The organism is Streptomyces sp. WM6386 (assembly GCF_000972385.1).
Lineage (GTDB): Bacteria > Actinomycetota > Actinomycetes > Streptomycetales > Streptomycetaceae > Streptomyces.
This window is the reverse complement of sequence record NZ_JXTE01000046.1, coordinates 18558-38256: the sequence shown is the minus strand read 5'-3', so window position 1 is coordinate 38256 and position 19699 is coordinate 18558. Positions and strand designations below refer to the sequence as shown.

12 protein-coding genes are annotated in these 19699 nt (G+C 70.0%); 3 read left to right on the top strand and 9 right to left on the bottom strand.

The genetic code is table 11. The features are described from left to right. The first annotated feature begins 108 nt into the window (after nt 1-108). Both TN53_RS25940 and TN53_RS25935 read left to right on the top strand, forming a co-directional pair. Entirely contained in the window at nt 109-1122 is a 1014-nt protein-coding gene (locus tag TN53_RS25940; RefSeq protein WP_046261065.1) for a LacI family DNA-binding transcriptional regulator, read from the top strand. Between the two features lie 88 nt (nt 1123-1210). Beyond that, entirely contained in the window at nt 1211-3259 is a 2049-nt protein-coding gene (locus TN53_RS25935; protein ID WP_046261064.1) for a TIM-barrel domain-containing protein, read from the top strand. A gap of 139 nt (nt 3260-3398) precedes the next feature. Here the strand turns inward: TN53_RS25935 and aroQ are convergent, their stop codons facing one another. The 8 genes from aroQ to TN53_RS25890 all read right to left on the bottom strand — a co-directional run bounded on the left by aroQ (nt 3399) and on the right by TN53_RS25890 (nt 14905). Then, nucleotides 3399-3920: a gamma subclass chorismate mutase AroQ gene (aroQ, locus tag TN53_RS45570; protein ID WP_324609628.1), complete on the bottom strand. Its 522-nt coding sequence runs from the start codon at nt 3918-3920 to the stop codon at nt 3399-3401. Between the two features lie 9 nt (nt 3921-3929). Continuing rightward, complete coding sequence (locus tag TN53_RS25920; protein WP_046261061.1) at nt 3930-4646, bottom strand: glycoside hydrolase family 12 protein; 717 nt, start codon at nt 4644-4646, stop codon at nt 3930-3932. A 39-nt stretch (nt 4647-4685) separates the two neighbouring features. Continuing rightward, on the bottom strand, nt 4686-6908 hold the full coding sequence (locus tag TN53_RS25915; protein WP_046261060.1) for a glycosyl hydrolase family 95 catalytic domain-containing protein: 2223 nt from the start codon (nt 6906-6908) through the stop codon (nt 4686-4688). Next, entirely contained in the window at nt 6905-8872 is a 1968-nt protein-coding gene (locus tag TN53_RS25910) for a beta-galactosidase (RefSeq protein WP_046261059.1), read from the bottom strand. Before TN53_RS25910 ends, TN53_RS25915 begins: the two co-directional genes overlap by 4 nt. Then, a complete protein-coding gene (locus tag TN53_RS25905) occupies nt 8872-11082 on the bottom strand; it encodes a sialidase family protein (protein ID WP_046261058.1) in 2211 nt (736 codons plus the stop codon). Before TN53_RS25905 ends, TN53_RS25910 begins: the two co-directional genes overlap by 1 nt. 125 nt (nt 11083-11207) lie before the next feature. Next, the gene (locus tag TN53_RS25900; protein ID WP_046261057.1) at nt 11208-12143 is read right to left on the bottom strand and encodes a carbohydrate ABC transporter permease; all 936 of its coding nucleotides are present in this window, start codon (nt 12141-12143) and stop codon (nt 11208-11210) included. Beyond that, the gene (locus TN53_RS25895; protein WP_046261056.1) at nt 12140-13174 is read right to left on the bottom strand and encodes an ABC transporter permease; all 1035 of its coding nucleotides are present in this window, start codon (nt 13172-13174) and stop codon (nt 12140-12142) included. Before TN53_RS25895 ends, TN53_RS25900 begins: the two co-directional genes overlap by 4 nt. A gap of 27 nt (nt 13175-13201) precedes the next feature. Then, nucleotides 13202-14905 (bottom strand): extracellular solute-binding protein, encoded by a 1704-nt coding sequence (locus tag TN53_RS25890; protein WP_046261055.1) that lies wholly within the window; start codon nt 14903-14905, stop codon nt 13202-13204. A gap of 326 nt (nt 14906-15231) precedes the next feature. Here TN53_RS25890 and TN53_RS25885 point away from each other — a divergent pair, with 326 nt between their 5' ends. Next, nucleotides 15232-18084: a glycoside hydrolase family 3 C-terminal domain-containing protein gene (locus tag TN53_RS25885; protein ID WP_046261054.1), complete on the top strand. Its 2853-nt coding sequence runs from the start codon at nt 15232-15234 to the stop codon at nt 18082-18084. 129 nt (nt 18085-18213) lie between these two features. On the opposite strand, the gene TN53_RS25880 is transcribed toward TN53_RS25885, so the two are convergent. Then, complete coding sequence (locus TN53_RS25880) at nt 18214-19659, bottom strand: aldehyde dehydrogenase family protein (RefSeq protein ID WP_046261053.1); 1446 nt, start codon at nt 19657-19659, stop codon at nt 18214-18216. Nucleotides 19660-19699 lie beyond the last annotated feature (40 nt).

Genomic DNA, 19699 nt, shown 5'->3' with positions numbered 1-19699 from the left:
GACAGCCTATGGACACCCACCCCCGGTGGAGCTACTGTCGAACCACCCTCACCCGCCCTTATTCGCACTGCGCACTGTCGAAGCGCTTCACAAAGCTTGGAGAGCTGGATGGTCACCCTCGCCGAGGTCGCCCAGCACGCCGGAGTCTCGGCGAGCACGGTGAGCTATGTCCTCAGCGGCAAGCGGTCCATCTCCGGGGCCACCCGGGAGCGGGTGGAGCAGAGCATCCGCGAGTTGGGCTACCACCCGAACGCGGGCGCCCGCGCCCTGGCCAGCAACAGGTCGAACATCATCGCGCTCATGGTCCCGTTGCGCACCGACATGTACGTGCCGGTGATGATGGAGATCGCCATCGCGGTGGCCACCACGGCCCGTCTCCACGGCTACGACGTCCTGTTGCTCACCGGCGAGGAGGGCCCCGACGCCGTGCGCCGCGTCACCGGCAGCGGGCTCGCCGACGCGATGATCCTGATGGACGTCGAACTCGACGACGAGCGGCTGCCGTTGCTGCGCGGCACCGACCAGCCGTCCGTGCTCATCGGTCTGCCCGCCGACGTCTCCGGACTGACCTGCGTCGACCTCGACTTCCGGGCCACCGGCGCACTGTGCGTCGAGCACCTCGCGAAGCTCGGCCACCGCGACATCGCTGTCATCGGCGAGGCCCCGGCGGTCTATGAACGGCACACCGGCTTCGCCGAGCGCACCCTGGACGGACTCCGGTCACGGGCCCAGGAGTTGGGCGTACGACTGCTGCACCGGCCGTGCGAGGGCGGATACGACGCGATGGCCGTGACCCTCGCCCGCATCCTCGACGAGCGCGCCGCCACCACGGGCTTCGTCGTGCAGAACGAGTCGGCCGTCGAGCCGCTGCTCGCCCTGCTGCGCCAGCAGGGCCGCGCCGTGCCCGAGGACGTGTCGGTCGTCGCGGTCTGCCCCGACCAGGTCGCCACCCAGGCCTCCGTGCGGCTCACCTCGGTCGCCATCCCCGCGCAGGAGATGGGCCGGCACGCCGTGGAGCGTCTGGTGGCCAAGCTCGAAGGCCGCGGCAAGGACGAAGTCGTGCTCATCGCACCCGAGTTGACGGTCCGCACGAGCACGGGACCCGCGCCGACGGCGCTCTGACGAACCTCTCTGTTCCTTCCGCACCGAGCAGCCCGAGCAGCCCCGCTGGGGCACCACCTGTCTCCACTCGCCTCCAGGAGCACCCCTCGTGACTCAGCCTGCCGAAAATCAGCCCCAGCAGGGCGTTGTCAGCCTCGCCCAGTCGTCTCCCACCATCGGCACGTTCCGTGAGCGGGACGGCGGCCTGGAGTGGAGCGGCCGCCAGGAGACGCTCCGTATCGAGCCCTGGGGCCCCGACGCGGTCCGGGTCCGGGCGAGGCTCGGTGGCCCGATCCTCGAGGGACTGCCGGGTGCGTTGCTGGAGAGCCCGCCCGCCACCTCGTCCACGGTCAAGATCGAGGACGGCCGGGGCCAGTTGACCGTGGGCACTCTCACCGTCGAGGTCGACGCCGAGGGACTGATCCGCTTCCTTCGCACCGAGGACTCCGCCGAGCTCCTCGCCGAGGCCCGCGCCCACTTCTGGTGGCCCGGCTCCCGCCTCTACACCGCCGTCGGCAACGGCCACCACCGTCTGGAACAGCGCTTCGCCGCCTACGACGACGAGAAGCTGTACGGCCTCGGCCAGCATCAGCACGGCCGGCTCGACCAGAAGGGCCTGGTCCTCGACCTGGTGCAGCGCAACGCCGAGGTCGGCATCCCGGTGCTGAGCTCCAGCCGCGGCTACACCCTGCTGTGGAACAACCCGGCGATCGGCCGGGTCGAGCTCGCGCACAACGGCACCCGCTGGGTCGCCGACTCGGCCCGTCAGATCGACTACTGGATCACCGCGGGCGCCCCGGCCGACGGTCAGCGCCGCTACTCCGCGGCGACCGGCCGCACCCCGATGATGCCGGAGTGGGCGGCGGGCTTCTGGCAGTGCAAGCTGCGCTACCGCACCCAGGACGAACTCCTCGCCGTGGCACGGGAGTACAAGCGCCGCGGCCTGCCCATCTCCGCGATCGTCTGCGACTTCTTCCACTGGACGCACCTGGGCGACTGGAAGTTCGACCTGAACGAGTGGCCCGACCCGGGCGCCATGGTGCGGGAGCTGGAGGAGCTCGGAATCAAACTCGTCGTCTCCGTCTGGCCGTCGGTGTCCCCGTTGAGCGAGAACCACCAGCTCATGGAGCAGCGCGGCTACTTCATCGGCACCCAGTACGGCCCGATGGCGCACGCCGACTGGCCGGACAAGGAGGTCGCCTCCACCGTCCAGGTCGCGTTCTACGACGCCACGAACCCCGAGGCCCGCGAGTTCATGTGGTCGCGCGTCCGCGACAACTACCTGACCCCGTACGGCATCACGGCCTTCTGGCTGGACGCCTGCGAGCCGGAGCTGAAGCCGGGCTTCCCGGAGAACCTGCGCTACTGGGCGGGCCCGGGCCTGGAGGTCGGCAACAGCTACCCGGCGGAGAACGCCCGTACCTTCCACGAGGGCCTCACGGCCGAGGGCGAGGAGGTCATCACCCTCAACCGCTCGGCGTGGGCGGGCAGCCAGCGCTACGGCGCCGCCCTGTGGTCCGGGGACATCGGCACCGACTTCCCGACCCTGCGCCGCCAGATCGCGGCCGGCCTCAACACCTCGCTCTCCGGCATCCCCTGGTGGAACACCGACATCGGCGGCTTCCACGGCGGCGACCCGGACGACGAGGCGTACCGCGAGGTCATGGTCCGCTGGTTCCAGTTCGGCGCCCTGTCGCCGCTGATGCGCCTGCACGGCTTCCGTGACCCGGGCATGCCGCTGGGCCCGGAGATGACCGGCGGTCCGAACGAGGTGTGGTCGTACGGCGAGGAGGCCGGCGCCATCCTGGAGCGGTATCTGCGGCTGCGCGAGCGCCTGAAGCCGTATGTCCTCCAGGTCATGCGGGAGGCCCATGAGGAAGGCCTGCCGCCCATGCGGCCGCTGTTCCTGGAGTTCCCCGAGGACCATGCGACCTGGTCCGTCGACGACGCCTATCTCTTCGGCGGCGACCTGCTGGTGGCCCCGGTGCTCACCGCGGGCGCGACGGCCCGCACCACCTATCTCCCGGCGGGCGCGACCTGGACGGACGCGTGGACCGGTGAGACGTACGAGGGCGGCACGACCGTGACGGTCGACGCCCCCCTGGACCGCATCCCGCTGTTCCTGCGGGACGGGGCGCGCCTGCCCGTAGCGGAGTAGGCGTGCCGGTGCGGCCGGTCCCGATAGGGGAGGGGACCGGCCGCACGCTCATGTCAGCGGCAGACGGAGGCGAGGGAGCGGACCAGCGCACCCGTGTGCAGGAGGTCGGGGGGCCGCTCGTGGTGGATCTCGACGACGGTCAGGGCGAGTTCGGGTTCGCAGGTGGGCGCGGCGCGGTCGAGCCGGCGAGGGCGTCGACGAGGTCGGTGTTGACGCGGTTGATCTGCTGCCGTACGACGTTCAGGTCCGGCTTGGTCGTCGGGGCCTGGTCGGGATGCCCGGTCCAGCGCCGGTAAAGGCCGTGCTGGACCAGCTTGTTGGCCTCGATCTGGTCGCGGAAGATCCGCCGGATCTCGTCAGGGTCGGCGCCGATCCGCTGGGCCTGTGCGGCGACGGTGTCGAGGACCTGCTGCTCACGGGCGGGGTCGTCGATGGGGCTGTCGGTGCCCCATTTCGCGGCCGCGACAAGGTCGGCGGTGGCGAGGCTCCCCCACTGCCTTAAGGGCGTGGGAGGTACCCCCAGGCGGCGAGCTCGGCCACGGGTCGCAGTTGCGAGGGCTGGGGTGTCGCCGCCGCGGTGCCCGATGAGGCGAGCAGCGCGGCGGCGATCAGGGTGACGGTGAGGGGGGTGGAGTTGCGCATGGGGTCCGTGTAACCCCACCCCGCCCGGTCAACTACTGCTGACTGTCAGGTTGTTGGTGACGAAGTCCAGACCGCCGGAGGAGCTGGTGATCTCGTAGCCGAACTGGACGTCGCCGATGGTCTCGCTGCTCGACATCCAGCCCTTGGTGCCCGAGATCCAGGTGAGGATCGGCTTGATGTTCACGGTGCCGGAGCTGGAGTCCGAGGTGCGCAGGAACGAGAAGACCTCGTTGGCGCCGTTGCTGCCCTTGTAGACGGTCCAGGTGTGGCCGCCGAGGGTCACGTTGCCCTGCGAGGTGCCGAGCGGGCCGACGGCCCCGTTGTAGTTGACCCAGAGCATGATCTCGTAGTCGTAGTCCGTGTCCCAGATGTCGTACGACGTGTTGTACGCGCCGGACGACGGGACCGTGACGTTGTAGTTGCTGGTGAGGGTGCCCAGGGAGGCGATGGTCTTGTTGACCACCTTCTTGGAGTTCGGGTAGGACTTGATGCCGCCGGTGTTGGGGTGGTTGGCCCAGACGCCCCAGTTGGTGCCGGAGTTGGCCCATATGCACTGGCTGCCGGCGCCGGAGCCCCAGATGTTGTTGTAGAGCGTGTAGCCGTTCAGGCTGGTGTTGCCCCACTGGTCGCAGGAGTTCCAGACGGCGGCGGAGGCGGGGGCGGAGGCGAGGCCGACGGTGGCGCCGAGGGCCATCGCCGGGGCCAGAATCGCCATGGTGATCTTGCGCAGTGTGCTCTTTGCCATGGGGTCCCTTTCCATGGGTGGGGGGAGTTGCGGGGGTGGTCACCACGTCCCAAGCGGGAGGACGTGGTCTTCTCCGGCGACGAGGTCGAGCGGCTCTGCGCCGGTGGAAGTCCGGAGTTCGATGCGGTGGGTACGGGTGGGGCGTAGCACCGCGGTCGCTTCTTGCGGGGTCCAGCTGAGGTCGAGTTCCGCCCCGAACCGGGTGCGGACCCCTTTGAGCCGGCCTGACGGGTATGCCGCCGGGAGGGCCGGCAGCAGGACCAGCCGGTCCGGCGTGGACTGCACGAGCATCTCGACGAGCACGGCGGGGAGGGTGTGTGCGGCGTCCGCGTTGTAGACGTCGCGGTTCGGGTAGTGCGCGCTCATCAGGGAGGCGTGGAAGAAGTCGCCCTTGAGGACCTGGCCGAGGGCGTGCGCGACCCGTTCGCCGTCGCGCAGCCGGGCGGCGACGAGGGCGTGGTGGAGGTGGCCGTGGGCCGAGTCGTTCTCGGCGCCCCGGAGTTCGAGCGCGCGGTACGCGGCCGCGGCGAGGTCCGGGGTGTCGTAGGGGGTGATCTCGTCGAGCGGCCAGACGCCGTAGAGGTGGCTGAGATGGCGGTGGTCGTAGGTGTCGTCGAGGCCGGGCCAGGCCCATTCGGCGAGGGCGCCGTCGTCGTTGATCCGGTGGGGTGGGAGCCGGTCGGCGAGGGTCAGCCAGCGATCGGCCTCCTGGGTCCCGGGGTGGTACGCGGCGGCTGTCAGCAGCGCGTGCCGGGCGGCCGAGAGGTCCATCGCCGCGTTGATCGCGCCCCAACTGGCGTTGGCGGGCCGGTTCTCGGGCGAGTAGGAGGGGACGAGGACGAGATTCCCGTCGGTGTCGGTTCGGGTCAGAAAGTCCTCGTGGAACAGGGCGACTTCGGCGAGCGCGGCGGCGGTGCGCGGGTCGTGCTCGCCGCGGGTCTCGTCGTGGTCGACGAGCGGCTTGAGCAGCCAGTCGGCGCCGGCCGTCCACAGGTGCAGCGGGTATTCGCGGCTGAAGTGGTACGTCAGCCCGGACTCGCCGTCGCTGTGCGGCGGGGCGACGACCCCCCGGGCGCCGAAGACGGCGCGTGCGTTCTCCCGCCAGTCGTGGAGCTGACGGTGGATCAGTGAGGCGTGGGCCGCAGTGACTTCGGGCAGGGCGGCGGCGGCCGCGGACGCGGTCTGGAGGTTGACGTTGGCGTCGTTGGTGAACGCCCCCGACCAGGCCGTGTCCCAGTCGCCGGTCCACAGGCCGGTCAGGCGGGGCGGGAAGAGGCCGCTGGCGGAGAGCAGGTGGTAGCGGCCGGCGGCGAAGAGGCGTTCCAGGAGGGCGGGGCTCTCGGTGCGGTGGAGCAACTCCGAGCCGGGAAGGGCGCGTTCGTCGGGGTCCGCGTCGAGGTCGAGGGTGACGCGTTCGTAGGCGGTGCGGTGGAGGGCGGTGTGGCGATCGAGGAGGAGGGCGTACGAGTCCCCTTCGTGCGCGGCGAGTTCGCGCAGGGCGCGCGCCTGCTCCAGCGCGTCGAGCTCGCCGGTGTGCCGCAGTACGCGGGTCAGCAGCAGCACGGACCCGGCTCCGGCGATCCGCAGGCCGGGGGGTGTGAGCGTGGTGGTGCCGCCGGTGACGAGGACCAGGGTGACGCCGGTGTAGGCGCGGTCGCTGCCGGGGTAGCGGGCCCGCAGGGTGAGCAGGGCGCCGTCGGGGGTGAGGACGGCGCCGTGGCCGACTCCGAGGTCCTTCGGGGCGCCGGGGAGCCGGTGGTCCAGGGAGATGTCGAGCTCGGTCGCGATGACCTGCTGGACGATGACGTCGTCGGCGCGGGAGACGAAGACCCGGCTGTCCCAGCCCTCGTACCCGCTGTGGACGACACCGGTGGTGAAGTCGATGGAACGTCTGTGTCTGCGCGCGCCGCCATTCGCTCGGCGCAGCCGTATCTGGAAGGCGGGGTGGAAGGGCTGCACCCACTGGAGGTTCCGCCCGTCCGTGAAGCTCTCCGCAGCATCGAGCTCTCCGGCGAGCAACCGGTCCTGGAGTGCGGGCAGTTCGGCGGCCAGCTCGGGCGGGCGGGCCTGTTCGGCGCCGTTGGGGCGGACGAGGGTGTGATGGGTGACGACGACCCGCTCGTCATTCGGCTCGCCGAACACAAGAGCGCCGTGATGGCCGTTGCCACTCAGGAAGCCGTCCTCCCAGCGAGTGGCGGGATGAGGTTCCCAGGTGCCGTGCACGATGCCGGTGTCCGCGTTCACGTCCTCGTTCGCGTTCATGGGCGCAACACCACCACGCCGTACCGGTCCAAGGTCAACACGTCCGAGACGGTCGTCCCCGTGAGCAGGTCGTGGTGGGTGCCGGGGACCTCGACGGTCACGGACTCGCGGGAGTGGTTGAGCACGAAGAGCAGGTCACCGCGTCGTACGGCCTCGACGCCCGCGGGAAGCCGGTCGAGCACCGGTCGGATGTCCGCCTCGGACGCGAACTGTGCGAGGAGAGCGCGTAGTCGGTCCGCTTCGGGAAGCGTCGCGAGATACCGCGCCCGCCCCTTGCGGAGCACCGCCGGCAGCCCGTCGAGTTCGCCGCCCTTGAAGACGGCCTCGGCGACAGCGTCCGCGTCCTTCTCGATCTCCTCCGACCACAGCGTCCCGCGGAACCCGTCGCACTCGACGTTCTCGCCCTCGTCCAGCGGCCACCACTCGTGCAGGGTGCGGATGCCGAACAGCTCACGCAGCCGTCCGTCCATACCGCCGGGTCGCACCCGGTCGTCCTCGTCGGCGATGCCGGTGAGGAAGCCGGAGACGAGGGTGCCGCCCTGCCGGGTGTACGCGATGAGGTTGTCGATCGCCGCGTCGCTCAGGGAGTACAGCTGAGGGACGACGACGAGCTTGTACGCGCTCAGGTCGTGCTCGGGGTGGGCGAAGTCGGTGGCGAGGTGGGCCTCCCACAGGGCTCGGTGCCAGGTGGTGAGGACCTGGGCGTAGTCGACCTGGGTGGAGAGGCGGCCCTCGTGGGCGCCGGCCCACCAGGAGTGCCAGTCGTGCAGGACGGCGATGTCGTTGGCGGTGTGACTACCCGTCACCTCGCCGGAGATCCGGGCGAGTTCGGCGCCGAGCCGCTTGACCTCCTGGTACGTCCGTCCCCGCTCCCCCGCGTGACTGACCATCCCGGAGTGGAACTTCTCCGCGCCCTGCCGCGACTGCCGCCACTGGAAGTAGCAGACGGCGTCGGCGCCGCGGGCGACGGCCTGGAGGGACCAGAGGCGGTTGAGGCCACGCGGCTTGGGGTGGTTGACGCCCCGCCAGTTGACCGGCCCCGCGGCCTGCTCCATCAGCATCCAGGGCCCGCGGGCCTGCGAACGGGTCATGTCCTGTACGAGAGCACCGGCCTGGGCGCCGAAGGGGTTGCGCGGATCGGGGTACAGGTCGACGGAGACGACGTCCTCCTCCTCGGCCCACCGCCAGGCGTCCTGCCCGGACCAGAGCGGCATGAAGTTGGACGTGACCGGGACGTGCGGGGTGTGCCGGCGCACGATGTCCCGCTCGGCGACATAGCACTCCAGGAGCATGTCGGAGGTGAACCGCTTGAAGTCCAGCACCTGGGCGGGGTTCTTGAGGTAGTGGGCGTGCCGGGGCGTGTGCACCTCGGCCCAGTCGCCGTAGCCCTGGCTCCAGAAGGCGGTGCCCCAGGCGTCGTTGAGTTCCGCGAGGGTGCCGTATCTGTTCTGGAGCCAGCGGCGGAAGCGGACGGCGGCCTCGGGGCCCCAGTCGTAGGTGCAGTACTCGTTGTTGATGTGCCACATGGTGAGGGCGGGGTGGCTGCCGTAGCGGGCGGCGAGATCCTCGGTGATGGCGGCGGCGCAGCGGCGGTAGACGGCACTGGAGTGCGAGAAGTGCTGTCGGCCGCCCCACCACTCGGTGCGGCCGTCCTGGTCGACGGGCAGGGTGTCGGGGTGCAGATGGCCCAGCCAGGGCGGGGGCGAGGAGGTCGGGGTGGCGAGGACGACGCCGATGCCGTGGTCGTGCATCAGGTCCATCAGCCGGTCGAGCCAGCCGAAGTCCCGCTCTCCCGGGCGGGGTTCGAGCCTGGCCCAGGAGAAGACACCGAGGGTGACGGAGTTGACGCCGGCGTCCTTCATGAGCCGGACGTCTTCGTGCCACGTCTCCTCGGGCCACTGCTCGGGGTTGTAGTCGCCGCCGAAGAGGATGCGACCGCGCGTCACATCACCGAGGTCGGGCATCAGACCGGCTCCCCGTACTGGATGCCGCGCCCGTTGGTGGCGAGGTAGACGCGCCCGTACACCCGCGGGTCTCCGGTGATGACCTCGCCGGTCCATCCCCACTGGTGCCGGTCGTCGTTGATCCGCACCCAGGTCTTCGCCTCGTCGTCCGACCTGTACACGGCGGTGATGCTCTCGGTGGAGCCGACCAGGTAGATCGCCGGGTAGTCGGCCCCGTCGGCGGCCTTGCCGAAGCCGAGGGTGTACGAGGCCCAGCAGCTGGCGACCTTGGAGAACGTGGCGCCCCCGTCGGTGGACCGGTACAGCCCGTTCCCCTTCACGCTCAGCCACAGGTCGCCGGAGCGCCCGGGCGCGGCGACGAGCTCGAACTGGGCGTCGCCGGAGGGCAGCCCCGTCGCACGCTCGGTGAAGGTGAGGCCACTGTCAGTGCTGGCGAGTAGCGTTCCTGTGTCGGTGTCGTACGCGTAGAAGAGCGTCGGGTCGGCCGGGTCGGCGACCGGCGTGGCGCCCTTCGGGAAGGAGGAGATCTCGGTCCAGGTGGCCCCGTCGTCCGTGGAGCGGTGGGCCGGGTACTTCGTGCCGTCCCAGTGCGCGAAGACCCACAGCAGCACGCTGCCGTCGGCGTTGGTGGCGATCGGCCCCGGTGCGTCCTTGGCGAGGGAGGGCTGGGCCGCGAAGGGCGCCCAGGTCTGTCCGCCGTCGTTCGAGTAGGCACCGTTGCCGTGGTCGCCCCACCCGCTGCGGACGACGTACGCAGGCTTCCGCGCGGCCTGTGCGAGTCCCGTCGCCGTCCCGAACACGGGGTTCGTGGCCATGCCGCGCGAGGGCGAGGCGGTGAGCCGCTCGTGGTACATCACGCCGATGTCCCCGGACCCGCTGATCAGATGCGCCTCCCCGGCCGGGGGCGAGATCAGCTGCCGCACGGACGTCTCCTCCATGCCCCGGATCTGCGGCGCCCAGTGCTTCAGGTCCCGGGTGCCGTAGAGGGTGGCGCCGGTGCCGTAGACGACGTGCCGGGAGTCGTACGGGTCGAGGGCGAGTGCCTGGATCCACCAGCCGAACTTGGGGGCGTCCGCGCCCCACTTGAGATAGGGGGTCTCCGACACGTCGAGGACGGCGGAGTCCTTGAGGGACGTCCAGTGGCGACCGCCGTCGGTGGACCGGAACACGGTGTCGACGGCGGCCCACCGGTTGTTGGTGGAGACGACGAGGGTGCCGGGCCGTCGGGCGTCCACGGCGACCCCGCCGTAGCCGAAGCTGTCGGCGGAACCGTCGCTCGTGGTCCCGCCGGGCTTCACCGGGGTCACGTCGGTCCACTTCCCGTCGGCGGTGCACAGCTTGTGCACGCTGCCGTCGGACTGCCCGTTGGGCCCGGGGGCGTTGGCGTACGTCACGTACAGCTCCCGGGTGAAGCGGTCGTACGCGGCCCGGATCGGCACCTTGGCGACCGCACCGGAAGGCTGTCCGGGCACGGCCTGCCAAATCGTCCCGTCGGCGGTGCGGAACAGGTTGGCGGCGCTCCCGTCGGAGTCCCCCCAGCCGGCGTAGAGGGTGCGCCCGACGGCGACGAGGAGGGTGACGCCCTGCCCGGAGGCGCTCGGCGTGCCCGGGAAGCCGGTGGCGGCGGCCCAAGTGGCGCCCCGGTCGGTGGACTTGAGCAGCCCGTCGTGCCGGGTCCCCAGCCACAGGGTGTCACTGTCGCGCGGATCGACGAGCAGCCGCTCGCCGGTCCCCCGCCCGTCCTCGTTGCCCCCGAGCTTCACGGTGAGGTCGGTTCGGGCCCAGGTGGCACCACGGTCGTCGGACCGCAGCACGGCTCCGTTGGACGCCCAGGACTGCGCATAGGTCCCGAGGGCCAGATAGACCCGGTCGGGGTGGGCCGGGTCGACGGCGATGGCCTCGACGCCGAGAAGGTTCCAGTCGTCCCAGCCCAGGTGGTCGGTGAGCGGGATCCAGGCGGCGGCCCCGCTGTCCCATCTGTAGGCCCCACCGATGTCCGTACGGGCGTAGGCGAGCCCACGGACGGAGGGATGGAAGAGCACCCCGGTGACAAACCCGGTGCCCCCGATGAACACGTTGCGCCACCGATAGGAGGAGGCGGCACCCTCGGCAGCGTGCGCCCGCACCTGCCCGACGGGAAGAGCGGTGAGCGCGGCCGCGCCAGCGGACCCGGCAAGAACGGCACGACGGCTCAGGTTGAACGTACGCATGACAAGCCTCGCTCTGAGGGATGAGGGGAGTTGGACCTACCTAGGGGCGCGAGGAACTGCGCGACCAGCCACAACGAACCAGCAGCCGCCGACGCGCAGAACCACCCCTCCGAGAGGGCGACCGGTCAGCCCTTCACCGCACCCGTGAGCATGCCCTTCCTGAAGTGCTTCTGGACGAAGGGCGACAGCACAGCCACCGGCAGCAGCGCCATCACCATGACCGCCATCTGAATCGCCAGCCCCGACAGCTGCCCGGTCCTGATGGCCTGGCTGAGCCCCACCGGTGCCTCCTGCTTCTGCACCAGCTGGATCATGACGTTCTGCAACGGCATCTTGTCCTGGTCGTTCAGGTACAGCGACGCGTTGAACCAGGCGCTCCAGTACCCGACGGCGTAGAACAGGGTGATCACCGCGAGGACCGCCCGCGACAGCGGCATGACGATCTGCCACAGGACCCGGAAGTCCCCGGCGCCGTCGATGCGCGCGCTGTCGATGAGTTCCTGCGAGATCCCCATGAAGAAGCCGCGCAGCACGAGGATGTTGAAGACGCTCAGCGCACTCGGCAGGATCAGCGCGAGATAGCTGTCCGTCAGGCCGAGGGACTGCACCAGCAGGTAGGTGGGGATGAGTCCGGCGCTGAAGAACATGGTCGCCAGCAGTGTCATCAGGATCCCGCGGTGGGCGAGGGATCCGCTGCGGGACAGGCCATAGGCGCACAGGACGGACACCGTCATCGAGAACAGCGTGCCGACCAGGGTGACGAAGATGCTGACGAGCGTGGCACGGGTGACCTGGCCGCCGCTGAGCAGTTCCTGGTAGGCGATGAAGGTGATGTCCTTGGGCACCATCACGAGGCCCCCCGCCTCGTCGATGGTCTTCCGTGAGGAGAGGCTGGTGACGACCACGATCCACAGCGGGAAGAGGACCGCCAGGCAGGCGAGTGCCAGGACGAGGCCCTTGCTCGCGAGGCCGGCCTTCGAGGGCTCTTCCTCCCATGCCGGACGCGGAGGTGCGGCCCACGGGCGCGGCTTGCTCGCCGGCTTGTCGATGACGGTGGTCACTTCTTGTACACCCCCTGCTCGCCCATGAGATGGGCCACTTTGTTCGCGGCGAGGACCAGACCGATGCTGACCACGCCCTTGACGAGACCGGCGGCGGCCGCGTAGCCGAAGTCCTGGTTGCGCACACCGTTCCACCACACGAAGGTGTCGAGGACCTCTCCCGCGCCCGTGCCGACGCCGTCACGTTGCAGCAGGATCTGTTCGAACCCGACGGTCAGGGCGTCACCGACGCGCAGCACGAGGAGGAGGGCGATCACCGGGCGCAGGGCGGGCAGCGTGACGTGCCACATGCGGCGCCAGCGCCCGGCTCCGTCCATCGCGGCGGCCTCGTACAGGTCCGGGGAGACCGAGGACAGCGCGGCGAGGAAGACGATGATCCCCCACCCGGCGTCCTTCCACACGCTCTGCGCGGTGATCAGGAAGGCGAAGGTGTCCGGGTTGGTCATGATGTTGAGGCCGTCGTACCCGTTCTGCCTGAGCAGTTGGGAGAGCATGCCCGCGCCGCCGAACATCTGCTGGAAGACGGCGATGACCAGGACCCAGGAGAAGAAGTGCGGCAGGTAGAGGACCGCCTGCGCGACGGCTCGGACCCGGGGCCGGACCACGCTGTTGATGAGCAGCGCCAGCAGGACCGGGATCGGGAAGAACAGCACCAGCTGGACGAAGAACAGGACCAGGGTGTTCTGGACCGCGTTCCAGAAGGCCGAGTCCTCGAACATCCGCTGGAAGTTCTCCAGGCCCACGAAGGGGCTGTGCAGGATGGAGACGATGCCGTTGTCGCTGATGTAGGGGTCGTAGTCCTGGAAGGCGACGACATTGCCGAGGATCGGCAGGTAGTTGAAGACCAGGACCAGCACGACGGCCGGCAGCGTCATGAGGATCAGGGTGCGGTCGCGTCTGAACCTGAGCTTGAGGCTCAGCCTGCCCGAGCCCTGTTTCTTGCGGGCGCCGGTGGCGTCCTCGGACGCCACCGGGGTCTTCACCGGTGTGCCGGCCTCGGCGCTGCTCCGAGGCACCGTGCTGTGGGACACGGCTGTTCTCCTTGCCTCAGAGCCCGGTCAGCTCGCCGCCGTGCCGTTCTCGTCGAGCAGCTTCTTGTACCAGTCGCGCAGCTTGTCGCCGCCCTGGCCCTTCCAGTCGGACACGGCCTGCTGCATGTCGCTGATCTTCTTGTGCCCGCGGATGATGTCGTCCTCGAGCTGCTCGAAGTTGTTGGCGAGGTTGGTGTAGCGGGAGGGCTCGGTGACCTGAAGGCCCCAGAAGGACGACTTCTTGGTGAAGGCACCCATCCGCTGCTCCCACTCGACCATGGCCTTGGTGTAGTCCGGCAGGTCCGGGTGCGCCGTGGTCGGGGCGGGACTGGCCACCATGACATAGGCGTTGACGACTTCGTTGTTGCCCTTGTCGTTCTTGACGGCCACGCCGTCCTTCACGGTGTAGTGCGTGCCCTCGACGCCGTAGTTGGTCATCATCCACTCCTTGGTGCCGTACGGCGCCGCGGTGACGTTGGCGACCGCCAGCACGTCGTGGATGACGGACTCGGAGGCCTTCTTGCTGACGAAGGCGAAGATGCCGGCGGGGTTCGCGGCGTACAGCGTCGGGTTACCGCCGTCGTGGCCCCAGACGTCCATGCCCCAGACCTTGACGTCGGGGTTCTGGGTGGCCAGGGAGGCCTGCTGGCCGTACCAGTTGACGACGTTGTTGTTCCAGATCAGGAACTCGCCGGCGGCGAACTTGGGGGCGGGGTCGACCGCCTGGCTCTTGCCGAGCTTGAAGTCGGGGTGGACGACTCCGGCGGCGAACAGCTTGCGCGTCCACTCGATGGCTTCGAGGTACTCCTGGGTTTCGATGCGGTTGACCAGCTTGCCGTCGACCATGTCCCACCAGAGCGGCTTCTCCCCGCCGCTGAACACTCCGAAGGTGTTCATCGCGGTCCACTTCATGTCGCCGCAGGCCCACACCTTGGCCCGGGCGTTGGTGATGTCCTTGCACAGGGCCATGAACTCGTCGGCGGACCGCGGGACTTCGTAGCCCTCGTTGTCGAAGATGTCCCGGCGGTACAGGGGGACGATGTTCTGGATCTCCGAGGCGGGCATCGGCAGGCCCATCAGCTTGCCGCCGAAGATGGAGCGCTGCCAGGCGCCGCTGGGGATGGCCGCGAGGTTCGGGTATTTCTTGATCTTGTCGCCGGACAGGTACGGGCCGAGGTCGGCCATCTTGCCGGCGATGGCGCTGGGTATCTTGCCCATCATGTTCCAGCCGGGGATGACCACCACGTCCGGGACGTCACTGGAGGCGAGGACCGCGCCGAGCTTCTGGTCGTAGGTGTTGCCGTCCTGGTTCCGCCACTGGACGTCGACGCCGATCAGGTCGTTCATCGACGTGTAGTAGGGGTTGTTCCCCTTCGGGGGCGAGCCCCAGAACGGCGACATGATGGTGACCTCGCCGCCGCTGCCGAGCTTCTTGGGCACCGACGTCTTGAGCGTGGCGACGTCGAGCTTGGCGGTGAAGCCCATCGACGAGCCGTTCTTGGACGGGATGTCCGGCTTCACCACGTTGCTCGCCACATAGGTCGGCAGGATCTTCTTCGCGTCCTTGCCCGACGTGGTGCCGTCACGCGAGCCACTGTCCGAGCCGCCGCAGGCGGAGAGCAGCGGCACCCCGCCCGCCACCGCTGCGGTGGCCACCGCGGTGGAGGCGAGGAAGCTTCTCCGGCTGGGACCGGAAGGACCAGAGGAGGGGGCAGCGGCGTTCGGCGTCATTGCGTCAACCCTTCATGGCGCACCAGGACACCCGGCGGAGGAGCCGTCGGCTGCGGTGTCTTGAGTGGAACTGGCTGAGCTGAAGCGCTCCTTCGACTTCTACGGGCACCGTGTAGTCGAAGCGCTTCGATGTTGCTGTGAGGTTAAGTGAAGCCCTGTGGGTGCACAAGAGTCGCTCCCAATATTCCTCCGAGGTATGGGAGGCGACCTTTTCTTATGCACCGCTTGAAGTGATGGCGCCGCTCCCTTGACACCCGCCCTGGTGTCGAATGAGCATCGAAGCGCTTCGAAAGGGCTCGACCGCTCCACTCCAAGGGGAACCCCACGTGACCGCACAGCCGCCGCCCACGCCGCCTTTCCGCGATCCGCATCTGCCGTTCGCGAAGCGCATCGACGATCTGCTGTCGCGGCTCGCCCTCGACGAGAAGATCGGGTTCCTGCACCAGTTCGCCCCGGCCGTCGAGCGGCTCGGCGTCGACGCCTTCCGCACCGGCCAGGAGGCCCTGCACGGGGTCGCCTGGATGGGCCCGGCGACGGTGTTCCCGCAGGCGGTGGGCCTGGGCGCGACCTGGAACACCGATCTCGTACGACGGGTCGGCGAGGCCGTCTCCAAGGAGGTCCGCGCGATGCGGGCCCGCGACGACCGCATCGGCCTCAACGTCTGGTCCCCGACGGTGAACCTCCTTCGCCACCCCCTGTGGGGCCGCAACGAGGAGGGCTACTCGGAGGACCCGAAGCTCACCTCGGCGATCGCCGTCGCGTACACCCGCGGGCTGCGCGGCGACCATCCGACGTACTGGCGCACCGCCCCCGTCCTCAAGCACTGGCTGGCCCACAACAACGAGACGGACCGGGCCACTTCGTCCAGCTCGGTCCGCCCTCGCGTGCTGCACGAGTACGACCTGCGCGCCTTCCGCGAGACCGTCGAGGCGGGCGCGGTGGCCGGGGTGATGCCCGCGTACAACCTGGTCAACGGCCGCCCGAACCATGTGAGTCCGTATCTGCGCGAGCACCTGCGCACCTGGACGGACGAGGATCTGCTGGTCTGCTCGGACGCGGGCGCGCCCTCCAACCTGGTCGACCACGAGCACTACTACGACACGCACGAGGAGGCCACCGCGGCCTCGCTCCTGGCCGGCGTCGACAGCTTCACCGACCACGGCACGGACAGCACGCAGATCACCGGACGGGTCAAGAAGGCGTACGAACAGGGCCTGTTGACCGAGGCCGACATCGACACGGCGGTCCGCCGCCAGCTCTCGGTCCGCTTCCGCCTCGGCGAGTTCGACCCGGAGTACGACCCGCATGCCCTTACGAGGGACTTCGACACGCCGGCCCACCGCGCCCTGGCGCAGGAGGCGGCCGAGCAGTCGGTCGTCCTGCTGCGCAACGACGGTGTGCTGCCGCTCGCCCCGGACACCCGGCTCGCCGTGGTCGGCCTGCTCGCCGACGAGTGCAAGCTCGACTGGTACAGCGGCACGCTGATCCATCGCTCCACCCCGCTGGAGGGCCTGTACGAGCGGTTCGGCGCCGACCGGATCGAGTTCGCGGAGGGCGTGGACCGGGTCCTGCTGCAGGCGTCCGACGGAGCCTTCCTCCACGTGCCCGAAGCGAACGCCGACGACACGGTGCGCGGCGCCGAGGGTGCCCTCGACCCGGCACTGCTCGCGGGCCGCACGGACCTCCCGCCGCTCACCACCCACGCGGTCGGCACCGAGCTCGCCCTGGTCGACTGGGGCGAGGGCGTCCTGACCCTGCGCGCTCCCGACGGCCGCTATCTCTCGGTCGCCGAGGACGGCTGTGTGCGGGCCTCCGCCGACCAGCCCGGAGGCTGGGTCGTCCAGGAGACATTCCGGCTGGAACCCCATGAGAACGGACACCTCCTCAGGCACGTCGGCACGGGTCGGCACGTCTCTGTCGGCGCCGCCGGAGTAAAGGTTGCCGATGAAAACGCGGAACTCGACGATCAGCCCGAAATCTTCACGCTGATCATCACCGAGCACGGAAGGGACGCGGTCGCCAGGGCCGCCGCCGAGGCCGATGTCGTGCTGGTGGTCGCGGGCAACGACCCGCACATCGACGGCCGCGAGACGGAGGACCGCAGGACCCTCGCCCTCCCCGCCCACCAGGACCGCCTGCTGCGGGCGGCCCGCGCCGCCAACCCGAACACGGTGCTGGCCCTGGTCTCCGCCTACCCGTACACGTTTCAGCCGGGTCCGCTGCGGGCCGCGCTCTGGATGTCCCACGGCGGCCAGGCCGCGGGCACCGCGCTGGCCCGGGTCCTGGCGGGCGACGTCTCCCCCGCGGGCCGCCTCCCGCAGACCTGGTACGCCGACGACGCCGACCTGCCCGACCTGCTGGACTACGACGTGCTCGGCGGCCGCCAGACGTACCTGTACTACGAGGGCACCCCGCTGTTCCCCTTCGGACACGGCCTGTCGTACGCGCCCTTCTCCTACGGGGATCTCAAGTCCCGTACGGAGGAAGGGGCGTTGCACGTCTCCTTCACGGTCACGAACACGGGGGACGTGACGGCCGACGAGGTCGCCCAGCTCTACACCCGCGCCGTGAACCCCTCGGTCCCGCGCCCGCGCCGTGAGCTGGTGGCACACCGCAGGGTCACGCTCGCACCCGGCGAGAAGGCGGAGCTGTCCTTCGAAGTCCCGCTGCCGGCCCTTGAGTTCTGGGACGTGGCGCACGGCCGGTGGCGCCTGGAGCCGGGGCCGTACGACCTGATGGCGGCCGCCTCCAGCGAGGACGTGCGGCTGCGCACGACGGTTCTCCTGGACGGTGAGCCGGGCGGACCACGCCCCGTCGTCGAACGGGGCCTGGACGGGGCCGACTTCGACGAGCAGAGCGGTGTCGCGATCGTCGACCGGACGAAGACGGTGGGCGACGCGGTGACGCCGGCGAACGGCGTGGCGGCCGAACTGGTCTACCGTTCCTGCGACTTCGGGGCGGGGGTCACGGAGGTGACGGTGGCCGTGGCGGGTGAGGGCACGGTGGAGATCTCGCTCGACGGCGGCCCGGCGCTCGCGACGCTGTCACCGAAGACGCCCACATCAGGGCCGTACGACCATGTCACGCTCCGCACCGCGCTCACGGCGTCCGGTGTGCACGACGTCCACCTCAGGCTGCGCGGCCCGCTGCGGCTCGCGCATGCCGGCTTCTCCGGTTGAGGGTCCGGAGGAGATCGGCACAAAGAAGGGGCCCGGCACCGGAAGGCATCGGTGCCGGGCCCCTTTCGGGAGCCTATCTGAAAATGGTTCCCATTAGCTAGAGGCTGCTCTCGGTGACTCTCGCGGCGACTACAGGGCGAGCCCCGTGAGGACGAGCACCCGCTCGTAGGTGTAGTCGTCCATCGCGAACTTCACGCCCTCGCGGCCCACACCGGACTGCTTGGCGCCGCCGTACGGCATCTGGTCGGCGCGGTAGGAGGGCACGTCGCCGATGACGACACCGCCGACCTCGAGCGCACGGTGGGCGCGGAAGGCGGCCTGGAGGTCGTGGGTGAACACGCCTGCCTGGAGGCCGTACTTGGAGTCGTTGGCGGCCGCGAAGGCCTCGGCCTCGCCGTCCACCTTCTGCACGGTCAGGACGGGTCCGAAGACCTCCTCGCAGGAGATCGTCGTGTCGGCCGGTACGTCGGTCAGGACGGTCGGCGCGTAGGAGGCGCCGTCGCGCTTGCCACCGGCGAGGAGGTTGGCGCCGGCGGCCACGGCCTCGTCCACCCACGTCTCGACACGCTTGGCGGCGTCCTCGCTGACCAGCGGGCCGACGTCGGTCTTGTCGTCGGACGGGTCGCCGGTGACCTGGGCCTCGACGGCGGCGACGATCCGGGGAAGCAGCCGGTCGTACACCGACGCGTCGGCGATGACCCGCTGCACGGAGATGCAGGACTGGCCGCCCTGGTAGTTGGAGAAGGTGGCGATACGGGTCGCGGCCCAGTCGAGGTCGGCGTCGGAGGCGAAGTCGCCGAGCACGACCGCCGCGCCGTTGCCGCCCAGCTCCAGGGTGCAGTGCTTGCGCGGCACCGAGTCCATGATCGCGTAGCCGACCTTCTCGGAACCGGTGAAGGAGATGACGGGCAGCCGCTCGTCCTGCACCAGGGCGGGCATCCGGTCGTTCGGGACGGGAAGGATGCTCCAGGAACCGGCCGGCAGCTCGGTCTCGGCGAGGAGTTCGCCGATGACGAGCCCGGAGAGCGGGGTGGCCGGGGCGGGCTTCAGGATGATCGGCACGCCGGCCGCGATCGCCGGAGCGATCTTGTGGGCGCACAGGTTGAGCGGGAAGTTGAAGGGCGCGATGCCGAGGACGACGCCCTTCGGGAAGCGGCGGGTGAGCGCGAGCCGGCCCTGGCCGCCGAGGTCGGTGTCGAGGCGCTGGGCCTCGCCGCCGTTGAACCGGCGGGCCTCTTCGGCGGCGAACCGGAACACGGAGACGGCGCGGCCGACCTCGCCTCGGGCCCACTTGACGGGCTTGCCGTTCTCGGCGGAGATCAGCTGGGCGATCTCCTCGGTGCGCTCGACGAGGCGGCGGCTCACGTGGTCGAGGGCGGCGGCGCGGGTGTGGGCGGGCGTGGCGGCGAACTCGTCCCGTACGGCGTACGCGGCGGCGACCGCCTCCTCGGTCTGGGCGTCGCTCGGCACGCTGACCTTGCCGACGATCCGCCCGTCCCACGGCGAGCTGACATCGAAGCTGACCTCGCCGGCGACCTGGCGCCCGGCGAGCCAGAAGGCGTGGGTGGCAGTCATGTCCCGGCCCTTCCGCGTTGGGGGTGTGCGTTGGCTTTCG

What these genes read in the sequence shown, in the direction of transcription:
- TN53_RS25940 (WP_046261065.1), top strand. Translation starts at nt 109, where the DNA reads ATGGTCACCCTCGCCGAGGTCGCCCAGCACGCCGGAGTCTCGGCGAGC.
- TN53_RS25920 (WP_046261061.1), bottom strand. Translation starts at nt 4,646, where the DNA reads ATGGCAAAGAGCACACTGCGCAAGATCACCATGGCGATTCTGGCCCCG.
- TN53_RS25915 (WP_046261060.1), bottom strand. Translation starts at nt 6,908, where the DNA reads ATGAACGCGAACGAGGACGTGAACGCGGACACCGGCATCGTGCACGGC.
- TN53_RS25910 (WP_046261059.1), bottom strand. Translation starts at nt 8,872, where the DNA reads ATGCCCGACCTCGGTGATGTGACGCGCGGTCGCATCCTCTTCGGCGGC.
- TN53_RS25905 (WP_046261058.1), bottom strand. Translation starts at nt 11,082, where the DNA reads ATGCGTACGTTCAACCTGAGCCGTCGTGCCGTTCTTGCCGGGTCCGCT.
- TN53_RS25890 (WP_046261055.1), bottom strand. Translation starts at nt 14,905, where the DNA reads ATGACGCCGAACGCCGCTGCCCCCTCCTCTGGTCCTTCCGGTCCCAGC.
- TN53_RS25880 (WP_046261053.1), bottom strand. Translation starts at nt 19,659, where the DNA reads ATGACTGCCACCCACGCCTTCTGGCTCGCCGGGCGCCAGGTCGCCGGC.